This is a genomic window from Thiomicrorhabdus marina, from assembly GCF_017571465.1.
Taxonomy (GTDB): Bacteria; Pseudomonadota; Gammaproteobacteria; order Thiomicrospirales; family Thiomicrospiraceae; genus Thiomicrorhabdus; species Thiomicrorhabdus marina.
The window spans coordinates 13,165-31,523 of sequence record NZ_JAGETV010000007.1 but is presented as its reverse complement, the minus strand read 5'-3'; the positions used below and the strand labels follow the sequence as shown (position 1 = coordinate 31,523).

General features: G+C 45.3%; 17 protein-coding genes. 9 read left to right on the top strand and 8 right to left on the bottom strand.

Going from position 1 to position 18,359, the window contains the following annotated elements:
* Nucleotides 1–7: 7 nt before the first annotated feature.
* The 6 genes from J3998_RS05630 to J3998_RS05605 all read left to right on the top strand — a co-directional run bounded on the left by J3998_RS05630 (nt 8) and on the right by J3998_RS05605 (nt 7,741).
* Nucleotides 8–2,485 (top strand): TonB-dependent receptor, encoded by a 2,478-nt coding sequence (locus J3998_RS05630; RefSeq protein WP_208148503.1) that lies wholly within the window; start codon nt 8–10, stop codon nt 2,483–2,485.
* 34 nt (nt 2,486–2,519) lie between these two features.
* On the top strand, nt 2,520–3,920 hold the full coding sequence (locus J3998_RS05625) for a S1C family serine protease (RefSeq protein ID WP_208148502.1): 1,401 nt from the start codon (nt 2,520–2,522) through the stop codon (nt 3,918–3,920).
* Between the two features lie 369 nt (nt 3,921–4,289).
* Nucleotides 4,290–6,443: a TonB-dependent receptor plug domain-containing protein gene (locus J3998_RS05620; RefSeq protein WP_208148501.1), complete on the top strand. Its 2,154-nt coding sequence runs from the start codon at nt 4,290–4,292 to the stop codon at nt 6,441–6,443.
* Between the two features lie 17 nt (nt 6,444–6,460).
* Nucleotides 6,461–6,913: a Spy/CpxP family protein refolding chaperone gene (locus J3998_RS05615; protein ID WP_208148500.1), complete on the top strand. Its 453-nt coding sequence runs from the start codon at nt 6,461–6,463 to the stop codon at nt 6,911–6,913.
* Nucleotides 6,914–7,005: 92 nt separating this feature from the next.
* Nucleotides 7,006–7,356 (top strand): toxin-antitoxin system TumE family protein, encoded by a 351-nt coding sequence (locus J3998_RS05610; protein WP_208148499.1) that lies wholly within the window; start codon nt 7,006–7,008, stop codon nt 7,354–7,356.
* Nucleotide 7,357: 1 nt separating this feature from the next.
* The gene (locus J3998_RS05605; protein WP_208148498.1) at nt 7,358–7,741 is read left to right on the top strand and encodes an HVO_A0114 family putative DNA-binding protein; all 384 of its coding nucleotides are present in this window, start codon (nt 7,358–7,360) and stop codon (nt 7,739–7,741) included.
* Between the two features lie 82 nt (nt 7,742–7,823).
* Here J3998_RS05605 and J3998_RS05600 read toward each other — a convergent pair whose 3' ends face one another.
* The 4 genes from J3998_RS05600 to speD form a co-directional block, all read right to left on the bottom strand.
* A complete protein-coding gene (locus tag J3998_RS05600) occupies nt 7,824–8,243 on the bottom strand; it encodes an OsmC family protein (protein WP_208148497.1) in 420 nt (139 codons plus the stop codon).
* Nucleotides 8,244–8,252: 9 nt separating this feature from the next.
* A complete protein-coding gene (locus J3998_RS05595) occupies nt 8,253–9,452 on the bottom strand; it encodes a type III PLP-dependent enzyme (protein WP_208148496.1) in 1,200 nt (399 codons plus the stop codon).
* Between the two features lie 63 nt (nt 9,453–9,515).
* Entirely contained in the window at nt 9,516–10,370 is an 855-nt protein-coding gene (gene speE, locus J3998_RS05590) for a polyamine aminopropyltransferase (RefSeq protein ID WP_208148495.1), read from the bottom strand.
* Nucleotides 10,370–10,867, bottom strand: coding sequence for an adenosylmethionine decarboxylase (gene speD, locus J3998_RS05585; protein WP_208148494.1), 498 nt, complete (start codon nt 10,865–10,867; stop codon nt 10,370–10,372). Before speD ends, speE begins: the two co-directional genes overlap by 1 nt.
* A gap of 833 nt (nt 10,868–11,700) precedes the next feature.
* Between speD and J3998_RS05580 the strand changes: the two genes are divergently transcribed.
* The 3 genes from J3998_RS05580 to J3998_RS05570 all read left to right on the top strand — a co-directional run bounded on the left by J3998_RS05580 (nt 11,701) and on the right by J3998_RS05570 (nt 14,414).
* Entirely contained in the window at nt 11,701–12,339 is a 639-nt protein-coding gene (locus J3998_RS05580) for a 2OG-Fe(II) oxygenase (RefSeq protein ID WP_208148493.1), read from the top strand.
* Nucleotides 12,340–12,434: 95 nt separating this feature from the next.
* Complete coding sequence (gene rimK / locus J3998_RS05575; RefSeq protein WP_208148492.1) at nt 12,435–13,346, top strand: 30S ribosomal protein S6--L-glutamate ligase; 912 nt, start codon at nt 12,435–12,437, stop codon at nt 13,344–13,346.
* Between the two features lie 3 nt (nt 13,347–13,349).
* Nucleotides 13,350–14,414, top strand: coding sequence for a succinylglutamate desuccinylase/aspartoacylase family protein (locus J3998_RS05570; RefSeq protein ID WP_208148491.1), 1,065 nt, complete (start codon nt 13,350–13,352; stop codon nt 14,412–14,414).
* A 50-nt stretch (nt 14,415–14,464) separates the two neighbouring features.
* Here J3998_RS05570 and J3998_RS05565 read toward each other — a convergent pair whose 3' ends face one another.
* The 4 genes from J3998_RS05565 to J3998_RS05550 form a co-directional block, all read right to left on the bottom strand.
* Complete coding sequence (locus tag J3998_RS05565; RefSeq protein WP_208148490.1) at nt 14,465–15,331, bottom strand: HDOD domain-containing protein; 867 nt, start codon at nt 15,329–15,331, stop codon at nt 14,465–14,467.
* A 263-nt stretch (nt 15,332–15,594) separates the two neighbouring features.
* Nucleotides 15,595–16,398, bottom strand: coding sequence for an indole-3-glycerol phosphate synthase TrpC (gene trpC, locus J3998_RS05560; protein WP_208148489.1), 804 nt, complete (start codon nt 16,396–16,398; stop codon nt 15,595–15,597).
* Between the two features lie 169 nt (nt 16,399–16,567).
* On the bottom strand, nt 16,568–17,818 hold the full coding sequence (locus J3998_RS13485; protein ID WP_208148488.1) for a HipA domain-containing protein: 1,251 nt from the start codon (nt 17,816–17,818) through the stop codon (nt 16,568–16,570).
* A 140-nt stretch (nt 17,819–17,958) separates the two neighbouring features.
* On the bottom strand, nt 17,959–18,306 hold the full coding sequence (locus tag J3998_RS05550; protein WP_208148487.1) for a YbaN family protein: 348 nt from the start codon (nt 18,304–18,306) through the stop codon (nt 17,959–17,961).
* Between the last annotated feature and the right edge of the window lie 53 nt (nt 18,307–18,359).

Here is an 18,359-nt window from a genome sequence, read left to right as displayed (position 1 = left end):
GCAATCCATGCGCAAAACCAACGCATTTTATTTAACACTTAGTTGCCTGTTATTAATGGTACCTAAATTCGCTTATGCCGAAGCACAGCTATCGACCGTAGTCGTCAATGCCGAACCGGAAGCGGAAATTAAAGCCGACAGCAGCGAAGCAGGAAAGACCACCCTTTCCAAAGAAATCTTACAAACCCTACCGAAAAGCAACGGCGACATGAATGAAGCTTTGATGATTCTGCCCGAGGTCGAAGTCATTGACACAGCTAACACCTCCAACCAAGCGGGTGAACTCAAACCCGGTAAGGTCTCGATTTTAGGCGGGGCTTATTACCAAAACAATTTTATTGTCGATGGCTCGCCGAATAATTCAATTCTTGACCCCGGCTCGACCACCAGCAATGTAGGCCAATTGGAAGGCCATCCGCAGGAGATGTACCTCAATCTCAACTTGATTGAATCGATCAATGTTTACAGCAGCAACGTCTCAGCGCAATTCGGTCAATTTAGTAGCGGTGTAGTCGAGGCCAAAACCAAACGTGCCGAAGGCGAGTTCCGTGCACATTTTGGGGTGCGCTATACTGCCGATAGCCTAACCAAATTTCACGTCGAAGACCAAACCGATTTCGAATTGTCGCGCAGTGCGGCCGACGATCAACCTAAATTCGAAAAGCTCAACTACAATCTATTTGTTAACGTCCCAGTCAATGACAGTAACGCTTTTTACATCAATTACAATCGCGCAACATCGGACATTCCGGTTCTGCATTTAGACCGCACCGAAAACGAGCAGCGCACGCTGGATAATCTGTTGACCAAATGGACGCACTTTTTTAACGACGACCATATTTTGGATATCACTTTCAGTACCGCCCCCTATTCGGAAAACCGTCTGCTACAGAATGTCGAAGACAGTGAATATACGGTCAACGGCGGCGGTAGCAAACTCAATCTTGAACTGGAAAGTCATTTTGCTCTCGGCAGCATGGACAGCAGCTTTTCGATTAACCAAAGCGTCAATAGCCGCGAAGCGCCGCAAAATTATTATTACTGGGCGCACACCGATACCTTTCCCTGGGGTAGAGTCTATGACGGCAATTACTCTCGTCAGGGAGGCTACGGCGATTTGGAAAGCGAACAGAACCGTATGTACTTAAAAAGCGATTTTGCCTTCAAACGCATGCAATCCGGCGAAACTGAACACGCCGTCAAACTCGGTGCAGAATTGAATCGTGTTGCCGCCACGAAAACCCGTACACAAGACGCTAATCGTTATACCGTCAGCCACAGAGACGGCGAAGCTGAAGCCGGTATCGCCAACCTTAATTGCGGCAGCGCAGACGCTTGTGTTGAAGGTGAACAGTATGCCGCTAACAAGACGGTTTATCTCGCTGGCACCCGCGAGGCGGAAATCGTCAACACCGGTTTCTATTTGGAAGATTCCATGCAGTGGCAGCGTTTGATGCTGCGCCTAGGCGCACGTTATGACTATAACGACTTTATGGAAAATCACGATATCGCCTACCGCAGTTTGGGGAAATTCGACCTTTTCGGCAATAAAGATATTTTCTTAACCGCCGGACTGAATCGCTATTACGCCAATACCTTTTTGTCCCACAAATTGCGCCAATCCGGTAAAAACTATCAGGAATACACTCGCGGCCTACTCGGCGGTTATGATGAAAACGGTCAGAAAATCGTGACCCCCGACCAGTGGTCTTTAGGCGATGATTACCACACCGATATTACCGAGTACTCAAAACTAAAAACGCCATACAGCGATGAGCACAGCATTGGATTGGAAGCCAAACTATTGGGCGGAATCTTGTCGATGGAGCAAGTGTTTCGCGATGGTCATGATCAATTTACCAGCGAAACCAGTGCGGTGGCCGATGATGGTCACACCTACACCACGCTAACCAATAACGGCTGGAGTAAACACCAATCGTTCCGGATTAAATGGCAGAAATCTTGGGCCAAACACAGCATTTTGGCCAGTTTCTTTAAAGGCAAGGGGTCAAAAAACTACGTCGAAGGCTATAACGATGAAGCCGACGACATTGACAACTCCGCCATTATTTATCAGGGACAACTCTACTCCATGTCCGATTTCGGCACCATTGAAGATAACTCTCCGGCAACCTTAAAACTGTTTTACGGTTACCAAGCCAGCAAAGGGCTAAATATCGGTCTGTTTGCCACCTATACCGGCAAATACCAAAACTTTGAGTCGAATTCATTTGTATTGGATTCAGTGCAAGATGACGATGACGCCAATGCGGTGCGCAAGATCCAAATTTATCGCTATGTCGATTACGATCCCTTATTTAAGTTGGATTTATCGCTGAGCTATAAATATCGTTGGCTCGGCCAGACGATGACTTTTACCGTAGATGCCAAAAACCTGCTTGATCAAGTCCAGAAGGTCGATGACGGTACCAACAATTACACTTTAGGCCGCCAATTCTGGCTTGGCGCAAGTATTGATTTTTAACCCCATACACTCCTGAAAAATAAGAGTCACTCTGATGAAAAAATTTCTCCTACTACTGCTTTTACCGATACAACTGGCTTGCGCTTCCGCTGAAAACAGCACCGTTAAGGTCTTTGTCAGCAAAAGCTTGCCCGATTATGAGCTGCCTTGGCAAACCAAGAAAATCAGTCGTTCGTCCGGTTCAGGCGTTTTTGTGCAGATAGAGCAGCAAAACTATATTTTGACGTCGGCACATGTCATCGGTCATGCCACCTTTATTGAAGTCCGAAAAAACCACAATATCCGCAAGTTCTCGGCAAAGGTCAAATGGGTCTCGAATGCAACGGATTTAGCATTGCTGGAAATCGATAACCGTGGTTTCTTTGACGACATCGAACCGCTGGAATTAGGCGATTTACCGAAAATGGGTGAGCAGGTTACTGCGCTAGGCTTTCCAATGGGCGGCGACGAGCTTTCAACCACAAAAGGCGTGGTCTCACGTTTGGAACATCGTCACTATAGCTATTCCAAACAACCGTTTCTAACCATTCAAATCGATACCCCAATTAATCCGGGAAACAGCGGCGGGCCAATTATTAATCAACAACAGAAAATCGTCGGTATTGCCATGCAAGGAATTACCAAAGCCAATAACATTAGCTACCTAGTTCCTTCTCGCGTCATTCGGCATTTCTTCAAGGATATTGCCGATGGTGAATACCAAGGTATGCCGCACGAAAACTTCCTCTTTACTCAGATGGAAAACCCAACTTTACAGCGCTATTTCCAACTGCCTGAAACGGCTTCAGGCATACTAATCGAAGAGGTAAATTCAAGTGATTCTCCCTTGCAGGAAAACGATGTATTAATTGAAGTTTCGGGGCAGAAAATCGAAAATGACGGCATGGTGTTTTTACCTGAAGGTAAACTCTCTTTTAAAGAATTACTGCATCAAAAACAGATTGGCGAGAGCATCTCCATCAAAGTACTGCGTCAGGGCCAAATGATGACAATGGACTGGAATTTGGCAGGCGAACAGAACAATTTGCCTAGACTTTTTAGCGATAAACCGCAATTTCACCTATTTGGCGGCCTAATGCTAGTTCCGCTGAGCCAGAATATTCTAGAAGCGCTAATCCAAAGCAATAATCGTAAAAACATTATCACTGCCGCCAATCTGCAAAGTTACGCAAACCAGCACCCTCAGCAGAAAGAGATTGTCGTACTACAGCAGATTTTGCCGAATGCACAAAACGCCGGATACAGAGCGGCTTACAGTGTCATCGAAAGTCTAAACAAGCAAAAGGTTTCATCCTTTGAGCAAATAGTGCAAGCCTTGCAAGCTAGCACCACGCAGCCCATTGTGCTAAAAACGCACGATGATCGCACGATTGTTTTAGATCCTCAGCAAGCCAAAAACGGCGATGCTTTAATTCGTCAGCAATACGGTATATAGAGAAATACAGAACAAGTCCTCGCTCATTGTTTTCAGCATAGCATTTGTACTTGTTCTGCATCTATTGAATCTAACCGTCACCAAATACCTGATCAAACGAATTGCTTAAGTCGAAGGTCAGGTGCGATTAAATCCACCCTTCTCTCCACCACGACATACAGCTTAGCCAATAGCCCAGACCAAATAATTTTTATCTATAAATCAAAAAAACTATAAAAAAATTAGAACATCTATTGATTTACGCAAAAAAATATTAATAATAACCGTTATCATTTACATTTACTTTCACCTGTTTTAAATAATATGACTTCTAACACCACACCTCGTTTTACACGAAAGCTGCTGAGCCTTAGTTTACATAGTGCTTTGATGTGCTCGGCTTTCAGTCAAATTGCGCATGCAGACTACCAACAACTCGACACGGTTGCCGTCACCGCTGCTACCCAGACTGAAAGCAGTCTAGACCAGCTGCCGGTTTCAGTTGAAGTGATTACGGCTGCTCAGATTGAACAGCAGGCTGCCGTTACCTTGCGTGACATTCTGCAATACAGTGGCGTTTTCTTTAATCCATCGGCAGGCAACGTCAGTAGCGATAATGGCCAATTTTCCATTCGTGGCGTCTCTTCCAAGGGTTCACTTTTATTGATGAATGGCCGCCGAATCGGCACTGAATTTACCAAAGCCTATGATGCCAATCGCATTCCGGCTGCCGCAATTGAACGGATTGAAATTATTAAAGGGCCTATGGCGGCGCTGTATGGTTCGGATGCATTAGGCGGGGTGATTAATATTATTACCAAAAAGCCGGTTGATGGTTTTGAGTCAAGTTTAAGCCTTAGCCATGGAGCCAATCAGCATGGCAACGGTGAAAAAACACAATTTGAAACCAGTGTTCGCGGTCAGCAAAAAGCGACCGGTTACAGCGCGTGGTTTAGTGCTCTAAAAACCGGCGATTATAGCGAAACCGAAACGGCGCAAGTTCGAGTGCCAATTGGCAATCAGCAAGGCGTGCAAAGTAAACCGAGCGAATCAAATTTGCGCATCAATCCAAATAATAATATGGCGTGCGGGCAAGGTGATAACTGCGCCGCCGCTTTCAGCCAACCTATTGGCGATTTGATTAATGACAGCTATGCACTGCCGGTCTATTACCGCGATCCGAGCGAAATCATTAATATCGGCGGCGAAATCAACCATCAACTGAATGCCGACTTAGCACTGAATTTTTCGTTGGCTTATATGCATGAGCAGAGAAATACTCAAGGCATTTCTAACGTTTATGCCTCTAACTATATCAGTGGCCAAAACGGTGCGCTAAACTTTGCCAATATTCCCTATGCGCAAGCCTTGACCAATCAGCGCGTGGATTTGGGAATCGGTGCAAAATGGCAAGTCCGAGACGATTTACAACTGCAGTGGCAATCGAGCCTATCGCATTACGATAAGCAAGATCAGATTACCAGCTTACTATGGCAAGAGATGGGCTACGCCTCGCAAGCCGCTTCCGCCAGTTTAAGCGGCGACGGCACAGTACAGGCTGTGCAACACAGTTTAAACGCCACTTGGCAAGCCAATACAGAGCACCGAATCTTGATGGGAGCCGAATACTTTGCTGACCGACGCGACGCGGCCTTTTTTGCCGAAGACGGCAGTATGTCAACCATCGAACAAGATAGCTCCGGCATTTTTGCACAACACGAGTGGCAAATTACCCCGCAAGCAAACTTGATTTACGGGTTACGTTACGACGACACTTCTGCCGCCGGTGAAGCAACCACTGCGCATGTCGGTAGCAGTTATCAATTTATGCCGGCACTGACATTACGCGCCCGCTATGCACAAGGCTTCCGCGCACCGGACAGTCAGGAGAACTTTATCAATCGCTATAATCCGCAAGGCAAACGTTTTGTCGGCGCGCAAGTGGTAGATTCTTCTATCGGCAAACAGGCGTTTGATCTTGAAGCGGAACAGAGCGAAAACATCGAAGTCGGTATCCGCGGTTTCGGCAGTAATTGGCAATATGACCTAGCACTGTTTTATACCGAAATCGAAAACAATATTCTGCGTGAGCAGACCGCCAATTACATCAGCTTCCGTAATGCCAGCAAGGTGACTTTAAAAGGCTTGGATTTCAGCGCAATGCAGCACTTAAATAAGAAGCTAAGCTGGGATTTAGCCTTTAACCTACTTGATTCTTATGACAAAGATAGCCAACGTAAACTCGACTATACGCCGGATATTCAAATCGGTTTGGGTCTCAAATACCAAGTCACGCCGGATTTCAGCACGCAACTACGCGCGCGCTATGTCGGGCAACAAAATTACAGCGAAACCGTACAAGGACAAACTGTGGTTACGCAAGCCGATGCTTATACGCCAGTGGATCTAAAATTCAACTACGCACTGGCTGAAGTTGATCTCTTTGCCGGCATCGACAATCTATTGAAAACCGATATCGACCCAGCGTTGGGTAATGATATCGGCCGTTACTTCTATGCCGGTATTCGCTGGTATATCCATTAATTGATTGAGTACTCACAATGAAAAAACTGACCACCCTATTCATCCTTTGGCTAAGTTTGCACTCGGCTATCGCTCTTGCCGATATGGAGCACAATAAACCGGAAATAAAGACCCTACCCAATTATGCACTCATTCAAGGGCAAAATTTACCGCACCTGATGAAACCGCTGATGCGCTTTAAAGAACAGCTGCAACTCACCAACGAGCAACAGCAAGCGCTGAAAAAATTGCGTCAAGAGATGGCACCGCAAATCCATCAAGGATTACAACAAGCTAAGCAATTAGAACAACAGTTAGCACAAGAGATTCTTCAGGATCAAAAAACCGCTACGGATTTAGAAAAAGGCTTACTGAAATTACAACAGCAGAAATGGAACAATACCCAAAAATTGATTAATGCGCTTGCTCAGATTCGCCAAATCCTCACCCTAGAACAGTATCAGAAGTTGTTACAGCTGAGCGGGCATTAAATCGCTTAAACCAATTTAAAACCGCCTATCACTTTTTATTAAGCGGTTGTTTTACCTGTTTATTGTTATCTTTTGGTGATAACATAGTAAGCATGACAGAATTTGATTCTGGGTTAGAAACCCTTTTAGAACTCGATGGGGAAGTATTCCCAATGGATAACGGCTATTGGACGAAGTTTGATGTTCACAAGGTCAATCCATCTAAGGAGATTCCTCATGGGGTCAAATACTCCCTGACACTTCATAACCGTCAAAATCAGCGTGTCTTAGGATTTGATAACGCACATGGAGTAAAGCTTAAGAAAAGCCGATATGCCGCTAAAAAGATTACTTGGGATCATAAGCATTTGGAAAATATCGTTATGGATTATGAATTTGAGTCGGCGGCACAACTAATGGAAGACTTCTGGTTAGAGGTCGATAAGATTTTAGGAGACAACTAGCATGAAAAAAGTGACTAAAATCGGCATCATGCCCAAGAAAGACTATGTGAAGCGCACAATCGCTATCGCCAAAGGCGAATATAAACCTGAAGAAGACGAACCAAAAATTTGGTTTGAGTCGATGCAGTCAATGGCGCAGATACTCAGCTCTGAAAATCAGCAGTTACTTCGCATTATTGAAGAAAATCATCCAGATTCGCTCTCTGAATTGGAAATATTAAGCAATCGTAAAAAGTCAAACCTCTCAAGAACGCTTAAAATTTTTGAGCGTTATGGCATCGTTAAGCTTGAGCAATCAGAGGGCAGAAAAAAGAAGCCCGTTGTTATGGCAACGGATTTTGAGGTCGCATTTGGGTTGAATACAGGATATCGCGTTCACACTTGAACCGTATCAAATATATTAAAAAGCAAAAAGCCACCCAAGAAATTCTTAGGTGGCTTTTCATTGTTAACTAAATTCGATTCGATCAGGCTTCAATAATCTCGAAGCCGTGTGACATTTCAACCGTTGCTTCTAGCATTTTGGAAACCGAGCAGTATTTCTCGGCAGATAGATCAACAGCGCGTTGCACTTTTTTCTCGTTCAAGTCATTGCCGATGACTTTGAAATGCACGTGAATTTTGGTGAACACTTTAGGAATTTCATCGGCGCGCTCCGATTCGATTTCAATCTGCACGTCTTTGATGTCTTGTCCCATCTTCTGTAGCATCATCACTACGTCGATACCGGTACAACCACCTAACCCCATTAATACCATTTCCATTGGACGCGGTCCGGTGTTTTCTCCACCCACTTCCGGTGCCGCATCCATGCGTACTTGATGTCCGGTGCTGGCTGTAGCATCAAATGCCATGCCCGAACCTTGCCATTTCACAACTGTTGTCATTTTCGCTCCTTAAAGGGATTCGCTCTCTGGGTCAAAGATATCCTCGACCACCACTACTTTAGGCTTAGGATAGTAGTTGAACTCGGTAGCCGATGCAATGGTGTATGCCCCCATTTGCTTACCGATCAAAATATCGCCAACCTGTAGCTCCGGTAGTTCGATGTCTTCAGCGACCACATCAATCGAGTCGCAAGTCGGCCCGGCCAAGACGCTCGGGAAGAATTCACCGGTCGGATCAAACGGCTTCAATGGCGCAATCGGATAAGCTGCATGGTCAAACATCTGACCGCTGAAACCTCCATAAACACCATCGTCCAAGTAGTACCACATACGTGCGCCGCGTTTGGCTTTACCGACCACAGAGACCACTTCAATCATTGCCGGGCCGGAAATAAAACGCCCGGGTTCGGCAAAGACGTCAATCCCTTCCGGCAATTCTGACAATGCTTCGTTAATCGGCACGCAGAAATCGGCAATCGGCGAAACCGATTCTTGGTAAATAATCGGGAAACCGCCGCCAATATCGAGGAATTTCCAGTCGACATGGCTCATCACTTTCATTGCAGCGACACTGGAACGCACGGCGTTAACATGCGTCATCGGCGACATGGATTGCGAACCGACATGGAACGATAAACCCACCACGCTAATACCGTGCTCGGTAGCATCATTTACCAGTAACGGTAACTCTTCCAAAGTACAACCGAATTTACGCGACAGATCGACTACCGCTTGCGGGCTGCGGAAACTAACGCGAATAATCAGTTCAACTTGACCGGCGTACGGATAAAACTTCTGCATTTCCGAAAAGTTATCGACCACAAAACGGCTACAGCCGAATTCCAAAGCGCGTTTAATCTCTTTGTCTTTTTTAATCGGGTGCGTGTGAATACAACGCTCGCCGGAAATCCCTAAAGACTCGACCAATTCCACTTCGCCAATGGTCGCCAAATCAAAATAAGAACCTAGGCTTTTTAGGCGTTTGATTAATTCAGGATGCGATAAAGATTTCAGTGCATAAAACAATTTCGCCGTCGGCAAAGCCGCTTGTAGCGATTTGTATTGATAGTCAACCTCTTCTAAGTCGAGCACCATAAACGGTGTTTCGTGCTTGGCAACCAGCTCTTGCAAGCTGGCACGGTCGAACTGCTGTAATTCATCTGGGTGAGTCTGTTCAGCAAAGTGCTGAATAATGTCTTGAGTGTCCATTTTTAAACCTCAAACAAGGCTTTCATTGGAGCCATTCCTGTATTTTCGGCTCCACGCAACTGCCTATGCGATTGCATCTAACACATATTGCGGTAACGCAAATGCGCCCTTGTGCACTTCTGGAGTATAGAAGCGCGTTTTGATTCCAGACTGGCTAAAACGCTGTTGCAAGGTTTCCAAAGACACTTCTTTTAACTGAAGATTATCGGTCGCCCAAGCAAAGGTCATAATGCCGCCAACATAGGTCGGCACAGCACCGGAATAAAAACTCGCTTGCGTAAACAAAGGCGAAAGTCTTTTATAGGTTGTCGTTACTTCATCGGTCTGCATGAAGCTAACACCGTTTTGCGCCACAAACACACCGTCGTCGTTCAGGCAGTTTTTAATACCTTGGTAAAAACGTGACGTAAACAGCACTTCACCCGGCCCCATCGGGTCGGTTGAATCGGAAATAATCACGTCGAATTTTTCCGTGCATTCGTTAACAAAATCCACACCGTCGGCAATCACAATATTCGCTTTTGGATTATCGTAAGCACCGGCTGAATGGTTCGGCAGATACTGAACACACATATCGATAACTTGCTGGTCAATCTCGACTTGCGTCACAGACTCAACATTTTGATGTTTTAAAACTTCACGCAAAATACCGCCGTCGCCGCCGCCGATGATTAGCACTTTCTTGGCATTACCGTGCGCCAACATCGGCACGTGCGTCATCATTTCGTGATAAACGAACTCATCCTTTTCAGTGGTCTGGATAACGCCGTCCAACGCCATCACAGTTCCCCACTGTGCATTATTAAAAATGACCAGATGCTGATGCCCGGTATTCACTTCAAACAGCACTTCGTCCATCACAAAGTTCTGTCCCCAAGTCGGATAAAGCGTCTCCAAATAATTTGGTTTGTCAGACATTACTGCTCCCCTTCAACTTTTCCACGCAGAATGGTATCCACCTTAACATCACTCGGTGTAAAAGCTGCCTGCAGTACTTCAATCGCTTTTTCAGGCTCAGAGTCGCCACACATAAACACGTCAAACGCCGCATAGTTGCGCTCAGGCCAAGAATGCACGGAAATATGCGATTCAGCCAATACCGCTACGCCAGAAATTCCGCCGTTCGGAGTAAAGTGATGCAAATGGATATGCAGTAGCGTCGCTTTGGCTTTTTCGACCGCTTCGCGTAACGCCGTTTCCATAACCTGTAAATTATCCAGATTGCTTGCACCCCATAGATCGATAATCAGATGTGTGCCGGCAAAAACCTGCCCGTCGCGACAAATAAAGTGATCTAGAGTTTGATCTTCAACCGCTTGGTCATGGGTTGGCCAAGTATCATCAATGACGGTGGTTTTTTCGATGACTTCAAAGTGATCATTACTGGTGACCAGTACGTTTTCAGCATGTGACATATTAGGATTACCTTTATTAACGGAAGTGCAGATTAAGCCCTAATCCGTTTCAGCGAGTCTTTCAATGCGGAATTTCAAGGCCTGATTCCCAATTCATAGCCATAGCTATGGATGGGAAACGTAACACAGAAATTACCATTGAAAACCTCGCCCAAAGGGGCTTTGAAAAAACCGTTCTATCAGCGTTGCAAGTTGTCATCAGGTCTAGACATGATTTCCAACTTGCGCCTTGCTATAACTAGTTTTTTCTGTGCCTGAAACAATTAGAGCTTAATTTGCACTTCCAAAACACCCATTTCCCTGCGAAATTGTCCCTGCTAGCTTTGTTGACCGCACTCGCTCACACCAATCACATAGTCTTTCTATGCTCATGGGATTCTCTCGCTTGTCGCCATGCTACAGACCCAATTACTTGGGGAAAAGTAATTTAGATATGGATGAATGATTAATTATTAGTTCATGCAACAAAGGCTAGTTGCACAAACCCCAGCCATACTTTTCGCTTCTTAATTAAAGCCACAGCGGTATTAGCTGTGCTCTTCAATGACTTTGCGAAAATACGAAAAGCATGAGGTGTTAACCATTTTTCTTTCTGTTGCCTTTCGCAATTTAAAGCGAAATTCGAAAGGTTTCTGTGTGAAAAAGGAAGCAAGTATTATTAGCTTTTTTTTGCAAAACGCAAGAAAAATTTAACGCCCCCTATCCCTTTGATATTACTGGCAAAATTATTATTTCAAAATGGCATTTTTTTATTGCCAAAAGCACGATTCGGTAGGATAATCCGCGAACTTTTTTCGCCTTGCAAAAATCCCCCCTATTTTGAGATTACCCAAATGAGCTTAGACCCTATCGCTATTGAACATCTATTGGATAATTTAGTTGAGAAAGGTTGGTATGAATGGCCGGAAGCAATCTCTGCGAGTCTATGTCTTGCTCTGCTCAACGAAGTTATTAACGCCGATGAAAAAGGTCAGTTGAAGAAAGCCGGTATCGGTCGTGGCGATGAGCAACAACTCAATACCGAGGTACGTCGCGATCAAATCCGTTGGTTAACAGGTGAGACCGAAGCACAAGCGCAATTCCTTGCCACCATGGCGCTTTTGCAACAAGAAATCAACCGTGCTCTGTTTATGGGACTTTTCGAGTACGAAGCCCACTACGCACTCTATCAAGAAGGCGATTTCTATAAACAACATCTGGACAGTTTTAAAGGACAAGCCAACCGCATGGTTAGCACTGTCCTGTATTTAAACCCGGATTGGCAAAAAGAGAACGGCGGCGAGTTGGTCATTTATGCTAAAGACGGCACAAGCGTGGAAGCAACCATTATTCCGTCTATCGGAAAATTGGCGGTTTTTCTCAGCGAAGAAATACCGCATGAAGTCTTACCAACCAAATTAGCGCGCGCCAGTATTGCCGGTTGGTTCCGTTGCAATAGTTCAACTGCGCAAATTGTTAATCCTGCGCATTAACAAACAGTGATTCATTTCCGCCGATGCGGAATTTCTGATACTTTATTGAATACTTAAAAATTTTGCACGCCATCGATTTTTACGGAGAAACTACTATGAGAATCGCTATCCTCTCGCGAGGCCCAGAACTTTACTCAACTCAACGCCTTGTTGAAGCCGCCGAAACCCGCGGTCATGAAGTTCTCGTTATCGATGCGCTACGATGTTATATGAATATCAATTCAGTCAATCCGGAAATCCACTACAAAGGTAAAATCCTTAAAGACATTGATGCCGTGATTCCGCGTATCGGCGCTTCAGTAACCTTTTACGGCACCGCAGTTTTACGCCAATTTGAGATGATGAATGTCTTCCCTCTGAACGAATCGGTCGCGATTAGCCGTTCGCGTGACAAATTGCGCAGCATGCAATTGCTATCCCGCAAAGGCATCGGCCTGCCGGTAACCGGCTTTGCGCACTCGCCGGACGATATCGAAGACTTATTAAAAACCGTTGGCGGCGCTCCGGTAGTCATTAAATTGCTGGAAGGTACCCAAGGCGTTGGCGTCGTATTGGCTGAAACAAAATCCGCGGCTACTTCGGTTATCCAAGCCTTTAACGGTTTGAAAGCCGACATTCTGGTGCAAGAGTTTATCGAAGAAGCCAAAGGCGCCGACATCCGCTGTTTTGTAATCGGCGGTAAAGTGATCGCAGCGATTAAGCGCCAAGGTCAAGAAGGCGAATTCCGTTCAAACTTACATCAAGGCGGTTCTGCTTCTTTGGTGAAAATTTCGGCAGCCGAACGCGCCACGGCAGTCAATGCAGCCAAAGCAATGGGCCTAAATGTATGCGGCGTGGATTTGTTGCGTTCGAATCACGGCCCAGTGGTAATGGAAGTTAACTCTTCACCGGGCTTGGAGGGAATTGAAGGCGCTACCGCGAAGGACATCGCCGGTATGATTATCGAATTTATCGAAAAAAATATTGGAAAAAAACAAAATCAATCGCGCACTCGCGGCAAAGGCTAAAGCATGGCTAGGGTCATTAAAAACCAGCCAATTACTATCGCCGGAGAAACCGTTCATCCCGGCGAGCAAAAAACCATTAATGTGCAAATCGGCAAACTGTATACACATAGTGCTTTAACCATGCCAGTGCAGGTATGGTGCGGCCGCCAAGCCGGGCCGATACTTTTTATCAGCGCCGCAATTCATGGGGATGAACTAAACGGTGTAGAAATTATCCGCCGCCTCTTGAAAGTAAAGTCGCTAAAACGCTTGAAAGGCACCTTGATTACCGTGCCGATTGTTAACCTGCACGGTTTTATTAACCATAGCCGCTACTTGCCTGATCGCCGCGATTTAAACCGTAGTTTCCCTGGCTCCAAATCCGGTTCAATTGCCGGACGTTTGGCACACACTTTCCTTAATGAGATTGTTAAAAAATCGACTCATGGAATCGACTTACATACCGGCGCCATCAACCGCACCAACCTTCCACAAATCCGTGCCGACCTAGACTCTGTTGACGTCAAAGCAATGGCCGAGTCATTCGGCGCACCGGTAATGCTAAATTCCAATCTTCGTGACGGTTCGCTGCGGGCGGCAGCAGTAAAACGCGGCATTCCAATCTTGCTTTATGAAGCGGGGGAAGCTTTGCGTTTTGACGAAGTTTCGATTCGTGCCGGTGTCAACGGTATTATTAATGTCATGCGCCACCTGAAGATGCTACCGGCCTCTCGCCGGAAAAATCCGCGTAAACCGGTTATTGCCCGTGGCAGTTTCTGGATTCGAGCCCCGCATAGCGGTATCTTCCGCTCGTTAACCGAAGATGGAATGCGAGTGGAGGCGAAGAAGACCCTGATAGGAGTGATTTCCGATCCCTTTGGCGAAAGCGAGGTAGAAGTCTACTCACCAAATAGCGGTATCATTATCGGGCAAATGCGCATGCCGCTAGTGAACGAAGGGGAAGCCTTATTTCATATAGCGCGCTTTGCGCGTAGCGATGTGGTCGAAGAAAAAGTAGATGAATTCCAAGAAGAAATTATGGACGAATCGAAACTGCTTTATCCGGTGGAAGATATTCCATCGCTTTGAATAACCAACGATTATTCCCGTAAAATCAGAAACCTTAAACCCCAACGCTATCAGTGACTGCCGGTCATCAAAGTGCCGGACTTACCCCACTTTTGCAGAGCCGCGCGACCGGCCTTCATCGCTTCATCCGGCAGTTTAAGGTGGCGACTGCCTAATTTTCCGTAATCTTTCAGCTCTTGAGTCAAGTAGCGCTCATCACTACTGTATACGATATAAGATGAAACCATAACCAAAGCGACCAAATTAGCAATCGTCGGATGGTTATGCAACTTGCAATGAAACTCCGCATCGTGATGAAACAAAACCGCCTTGACAACCTTTTCCGGAATCCCCCATTTCTTGCCCAATATAGAACTCAACACTGCATGATCAGTCTGATAACGCGCTTCCTCAGCCTCAAACTGGCGCAATGGGCTAACCTTTAGTCTGTTTATCTGCGTCTCATAGTCAGCAAATTTTTCGAGCATAAACAGATAACCGATATTTTGTAATAAACCAAGCATAAAAGCCTCAGAACGAGAAACATCGTAAACCCAATAAGAAAGCTCGGCAGCGACAATACCGACCTGCATTCCCTCGTTCATAACCTCCGCTTCGGCCGGATTAGCAATCAAAGTTCGGCTCAAGACGGAAGAAACATATAAATTGAACAAGTCGCCCAGACCGATCAGATTAACCGCAGCCTTGACATCGTTAATCGGTTCATCCTGTTTAACCACATTGGTATTGGCAATCTTCAAAAATAGACTGAGATTTTCCGGATTTTTCGCAATTAAGTTAGCGATATTAACGCTATTGGGATATTTCTTAGTCAGCTCTTCTCTAAGCAATAAAACCTCTTCCGGTATGGCCGGAAGCTTTTTATCCTGCAAGAGGTGATGGGCATTTTGAATTTTCTGTTGTATCGTCAAACTCATAACTAATCTCGAAATATCCGCCGGTCGTCCTTGGCTAAAAAACGCAAAACTGAATCCAACAAGTTCAAACACTCAGGACTTATTCTGCGCTTACATAGATAGAAGATAAATATAGCACTAACAGCAGCTAGGCTAGTTGTCATTAGACAAAAAACTATCAGAATTATTTGAGAATAACGCGATTAGACGCTTGGGTTGATACAAGCAAAGAAGTGTAGCCTGCGCCGAAATCAGATCGTCTTCGGCACAGCCTATCGAGTAAATTAGCGGAATAGTTCCGCTAACTTTTCACCGGGATTATCGGCTCGCATAAAGGCTTCGCCAACCAAGAAAGTGTTGACATGATGTTCACGCATTAACGCGACATCTTCCGGTGAATGGATGCCTGATTCCGTGACCACGATACGGTCATCAGGAATCTTATCCAACATCTTCAACGTGGTTTCCAGCGACAAATCAAAAGTATGCAAATCTCGGTTATTGATACCGATTAGCGGTAATGGTAAACGTAAGGCACGATCCAATTCTTCTTCATTGTGCACTTCAACCAGCACATCCATGCCCAGTTGCATGGCCGTTTGCGTTAGCTCATACATCTGCGCATCGCCAATCGCCGCGGCAATCAACAAAATACAGTCGGCACCAATCACGCGCGCTTCATACACTTGGTAATCATCAACAATAAAGTCTTTACGAATAATCGGCAGATCCACCGCTGCACGCACCGCGGTTAGATACTCATTTGAACCTTGGAAGAAATCTTTATCGGTCAACACTGACAAACACGCCGCACCATGTTCTTGGTAACTTTTGGCTATTTCGACGGGATCAAAATTTTCGCGCAATACACCTTTAGATGGCGATGCTTTTTTGATTTCCGCAATCACACCAGACTGACCCGCATCCAACTTAGCCTGCAACGCATCGGCAAAGCCTTTGGTTGGCGTGGTGCTCATCATCAGCGCTTTTTGCTTCATCTCACGCAGTGGAATCTTATCGCAACCTTCTTGGATTTCCTCCAGCTTGCGCAAAATAATTTTCTTCAAAATCGTCGGTGTATTAACCATCTGCAAAACCTTTTCTTAAATTTGCGCGTAGTTTAGCATTTTTTTGCTTTATACCACAGGCAGGTGGAATAGCAGAAAACAGTTGATAGCAAAAGAGAATAAACTAAAGCGGCTAGGGTCTGCTGAAAATTCAAGAGCATCTCTCGTATTAACTTGCCTAAATCTGAAATTAACAAACCAGTTCTTTAAATTCATCAGAAATGTCAGATTGTTTACCAACACTTTCCCAAAACCGCTCTGCAATTTCCTGTGCAATATTTCTGGCATTTTCAGATACAGGAATAAATCGCGGAGTTTGCCATTCGGGATTCATTAGCTCGCCTTGTCTTGGCATATAGGCCATTGGCAACATGTCGTAAATTGGCGTTGCTTCACCGATATTGATTCCATCCATATAGAAAGAAAAATTGCCGAGGTGCATATCGGTATTGGCGATCAATTGCCCAAAAGCATAAGCGATTTCGACCTGTTCAAAACTCTGCTGGCTAATTATTTTTTGGCTTAACAGCGATTGCGCTATTTCCACCCAATTACTGTTTTTACCGACGTACTCAGCATCTAAAGCCCGCAGTGAAACCATGCCTTTACGACCGAACTCGCCGATACGGTCAAAGCGTGCAATTTCCAAATACACTCGGTCATCCATAAACAGACTCGATTTCGCTGCTGGAATTCCAGCTTCGCGCAAGCTCTCTAACGCCAAATGCTCGCAAATCAATAGATCACGGTGGCGTTGCGCGACAGGATTTTTCTCACTTAATAATGGCGAGTATTTCACAATCAGATGATGGGCGTCGTTATAGACGGTAAATTTCGGTTGCTCGCCCGCGATGGAAGAACCAAACACCTGAGGTGATGCTTTGATTTGCGCAGTTATCTGCGAGTAATCGATTCGACTTATTTGGGCAAAGTTCAGCTCAGAGACCCGCTCCGCCATTTGATTACCCAGAACCAAGTTGCCTGTCAGGTCTGCACCGTAATGCGTTAAATAATGGACAACCTGTGCATGACTCCAGCTATCACTGCGAGTATTTAACGATGAGTCTATCTGGATAATTTTCTTAAGCGTAATCGCCCCCAGAAAGCCAGCAGGAAGCACATCGTAGAGGTAGAAAGGCAGACTGTCATAAGCCTGATAACCATCGGCATAAACGAGCACGCTCGCACCATCAAGTCGCCGATAAAGGCTGCCGAGCAAAAGTAGCTTGCCGCCTTCGTCAACTTGATAGAGAGGCAGAGCCTCAGGTTGGGTCAGCAGGGCAAAAACGGTTGAGCGCCCGCCTCCCAATTTCAATACCGGTAAGGTTTTGAGAACTCGACTAACCGTTGGTTGGCTAATGCCGGTTCGCTTAGCGATATCGCGCGAGCTCAGCATTTCATAACGCAACGCATCAAGTATTAACTGTTTATTATCTGCCACTTATCACTGCCGAATCAAAAAATGAATCATTTAGTGAATAGTTTAATGAATCATAAAATTAAGTCAATTAAATTATAAAAAACAACAAGTTGCATATAAAAATATGCGCTTATTTAAATCAATTAACCGACAATATTGAATCATTTATTATTAAAATTTTTCTCAGGCACGCGCCATAAAAAGAACAGCAGAATGGCCGCTATCAGAATTAGCATCAATTGCAGCAAATATCGATCATAAAGAATTGCGATAGAGATTGAGAAAGTTACAACAATTACCCAAGTCGCACGGATTTTAGTGACACGTAGCATGGTGCGCTCAGATTCCCAGCGCTTTAGATCATCGCCGATAAAACGATTATTCAAGAGTGCTTTATGAAAGCGAGGTGAGCTTTTGGCAAAACAGCCCGCCGCGAGAATCATAAACGGTGTAGTAGGCAGTAGTGGCAGGAAGATGCCGATAAAACCTAGGGTCTGCTGCAAATTCATAATTAGGCTCTGCCACTGCCATTTTTGCGTCCAACAAGGCGGAAATCGTGAGA

Coding starts and splice junctions, on each gene's coding strand:
- J3998_RS05630 (WP_208148503.1), top strand. CDS start 8: ATGCGCAAAACCAACGCATTTTATTTAACACTTAGTTGCCTGTTATTA.
- J3998_RS05625 (WP_208148502.1), top strand. CDS start 2,520: ATGAAAAAATTTCTCCTACTACTGCTTTTACCGATACAACTGGCTTGC.
- J3998_RS05620 (WP_208148501.1), top strand. CDS start 4,290: ATGTGCTCGGCTTTCAGTCAAATTGCGCATGCAGACTACCAACAACTC.
- J3998_RS05615 (WP_208148500.1), top strand. CDS start 6,461: ATGAAAAAACTGACCACCCTATTCATCCTTTGGCTAAGTTTGCACTCG.
- J3998_RS05610 (WP_208148499.1), top strand. CDS start 7,006: ATGACAGAATTTGATTCTGGGTTAGAAACCCTTTTAGAACTCGATGGG.
- J3998_RS05605 (WP_208148498.1), top strand. CDS start 7,358: ATGAAAAAAGTGACTAAAATCGGCATCATGCCCAAGAAAGACTATGTG.
- J3998_RS05600 (WP_208148497.1), bottom strand. CDS start 8,243: ATGACAACAGTTGTGAAATGGCAAGGTTCGGGCATGGCATTTGATGCT.
- J3998_RS05595 (WP_208148496.1), bottom strand. CDS start 9,452: ATGGACACTCAAGACATTATTCAGCACTTTGCTGAACAGACTCACCCA.
- speE (WP_208148495.1), bottom strand. CDS start 10,370: ATGTCTGACAAACCAAATTATTTGGAGACGCTTTATCCGACTTGGGGA.
- speD (WP_208148494.1), bottom strand. CDS start 10,867: ATGTCACATGCTGAAAACGTACTGGTCACCAGTAATGATCACTTTGAA.
- J3998_RS05580 (WP_208148493.1), top strand. CDS start 11,701: ATGAGCTTAGACCCTATCGCTATTGAACATCTATTGGATAATTTAGTT.
- rimK (WP_208148492.1), top strand. CDS start 12,435: ATGAGAATCGCTATCCTCTCGCGAGGCCCAGAACTTTACTCAACTCAA.
- J3998_RS05570 (WP_208148491.1), top strand. CDS start 13,350: ATGGCTAGGGTCATTAAAAACCAGCCAATTACTATCGCCGGAGAAACC.
- J3998_RS05565 (WP_208148490.1), bottom strand. CDS start 15,331: ATGAGTTTGACGATACAACAGAAAATTCAAAATGCCCATCACCTCTTG.
- trpC (WP_208148489.1), bottom strand. CDS start 16,398: ATGGTTAATACACCGACGATTTTGAAGAAAATTATTTTGCGCAAGCTG.
- J3998_RS05550 (WP_208148487.1), bottom strand. CDS start 18,306: ATGAATTTGCAGCAGACCCTAGGTTTTATCGGCATCTTCCTGCCACTA.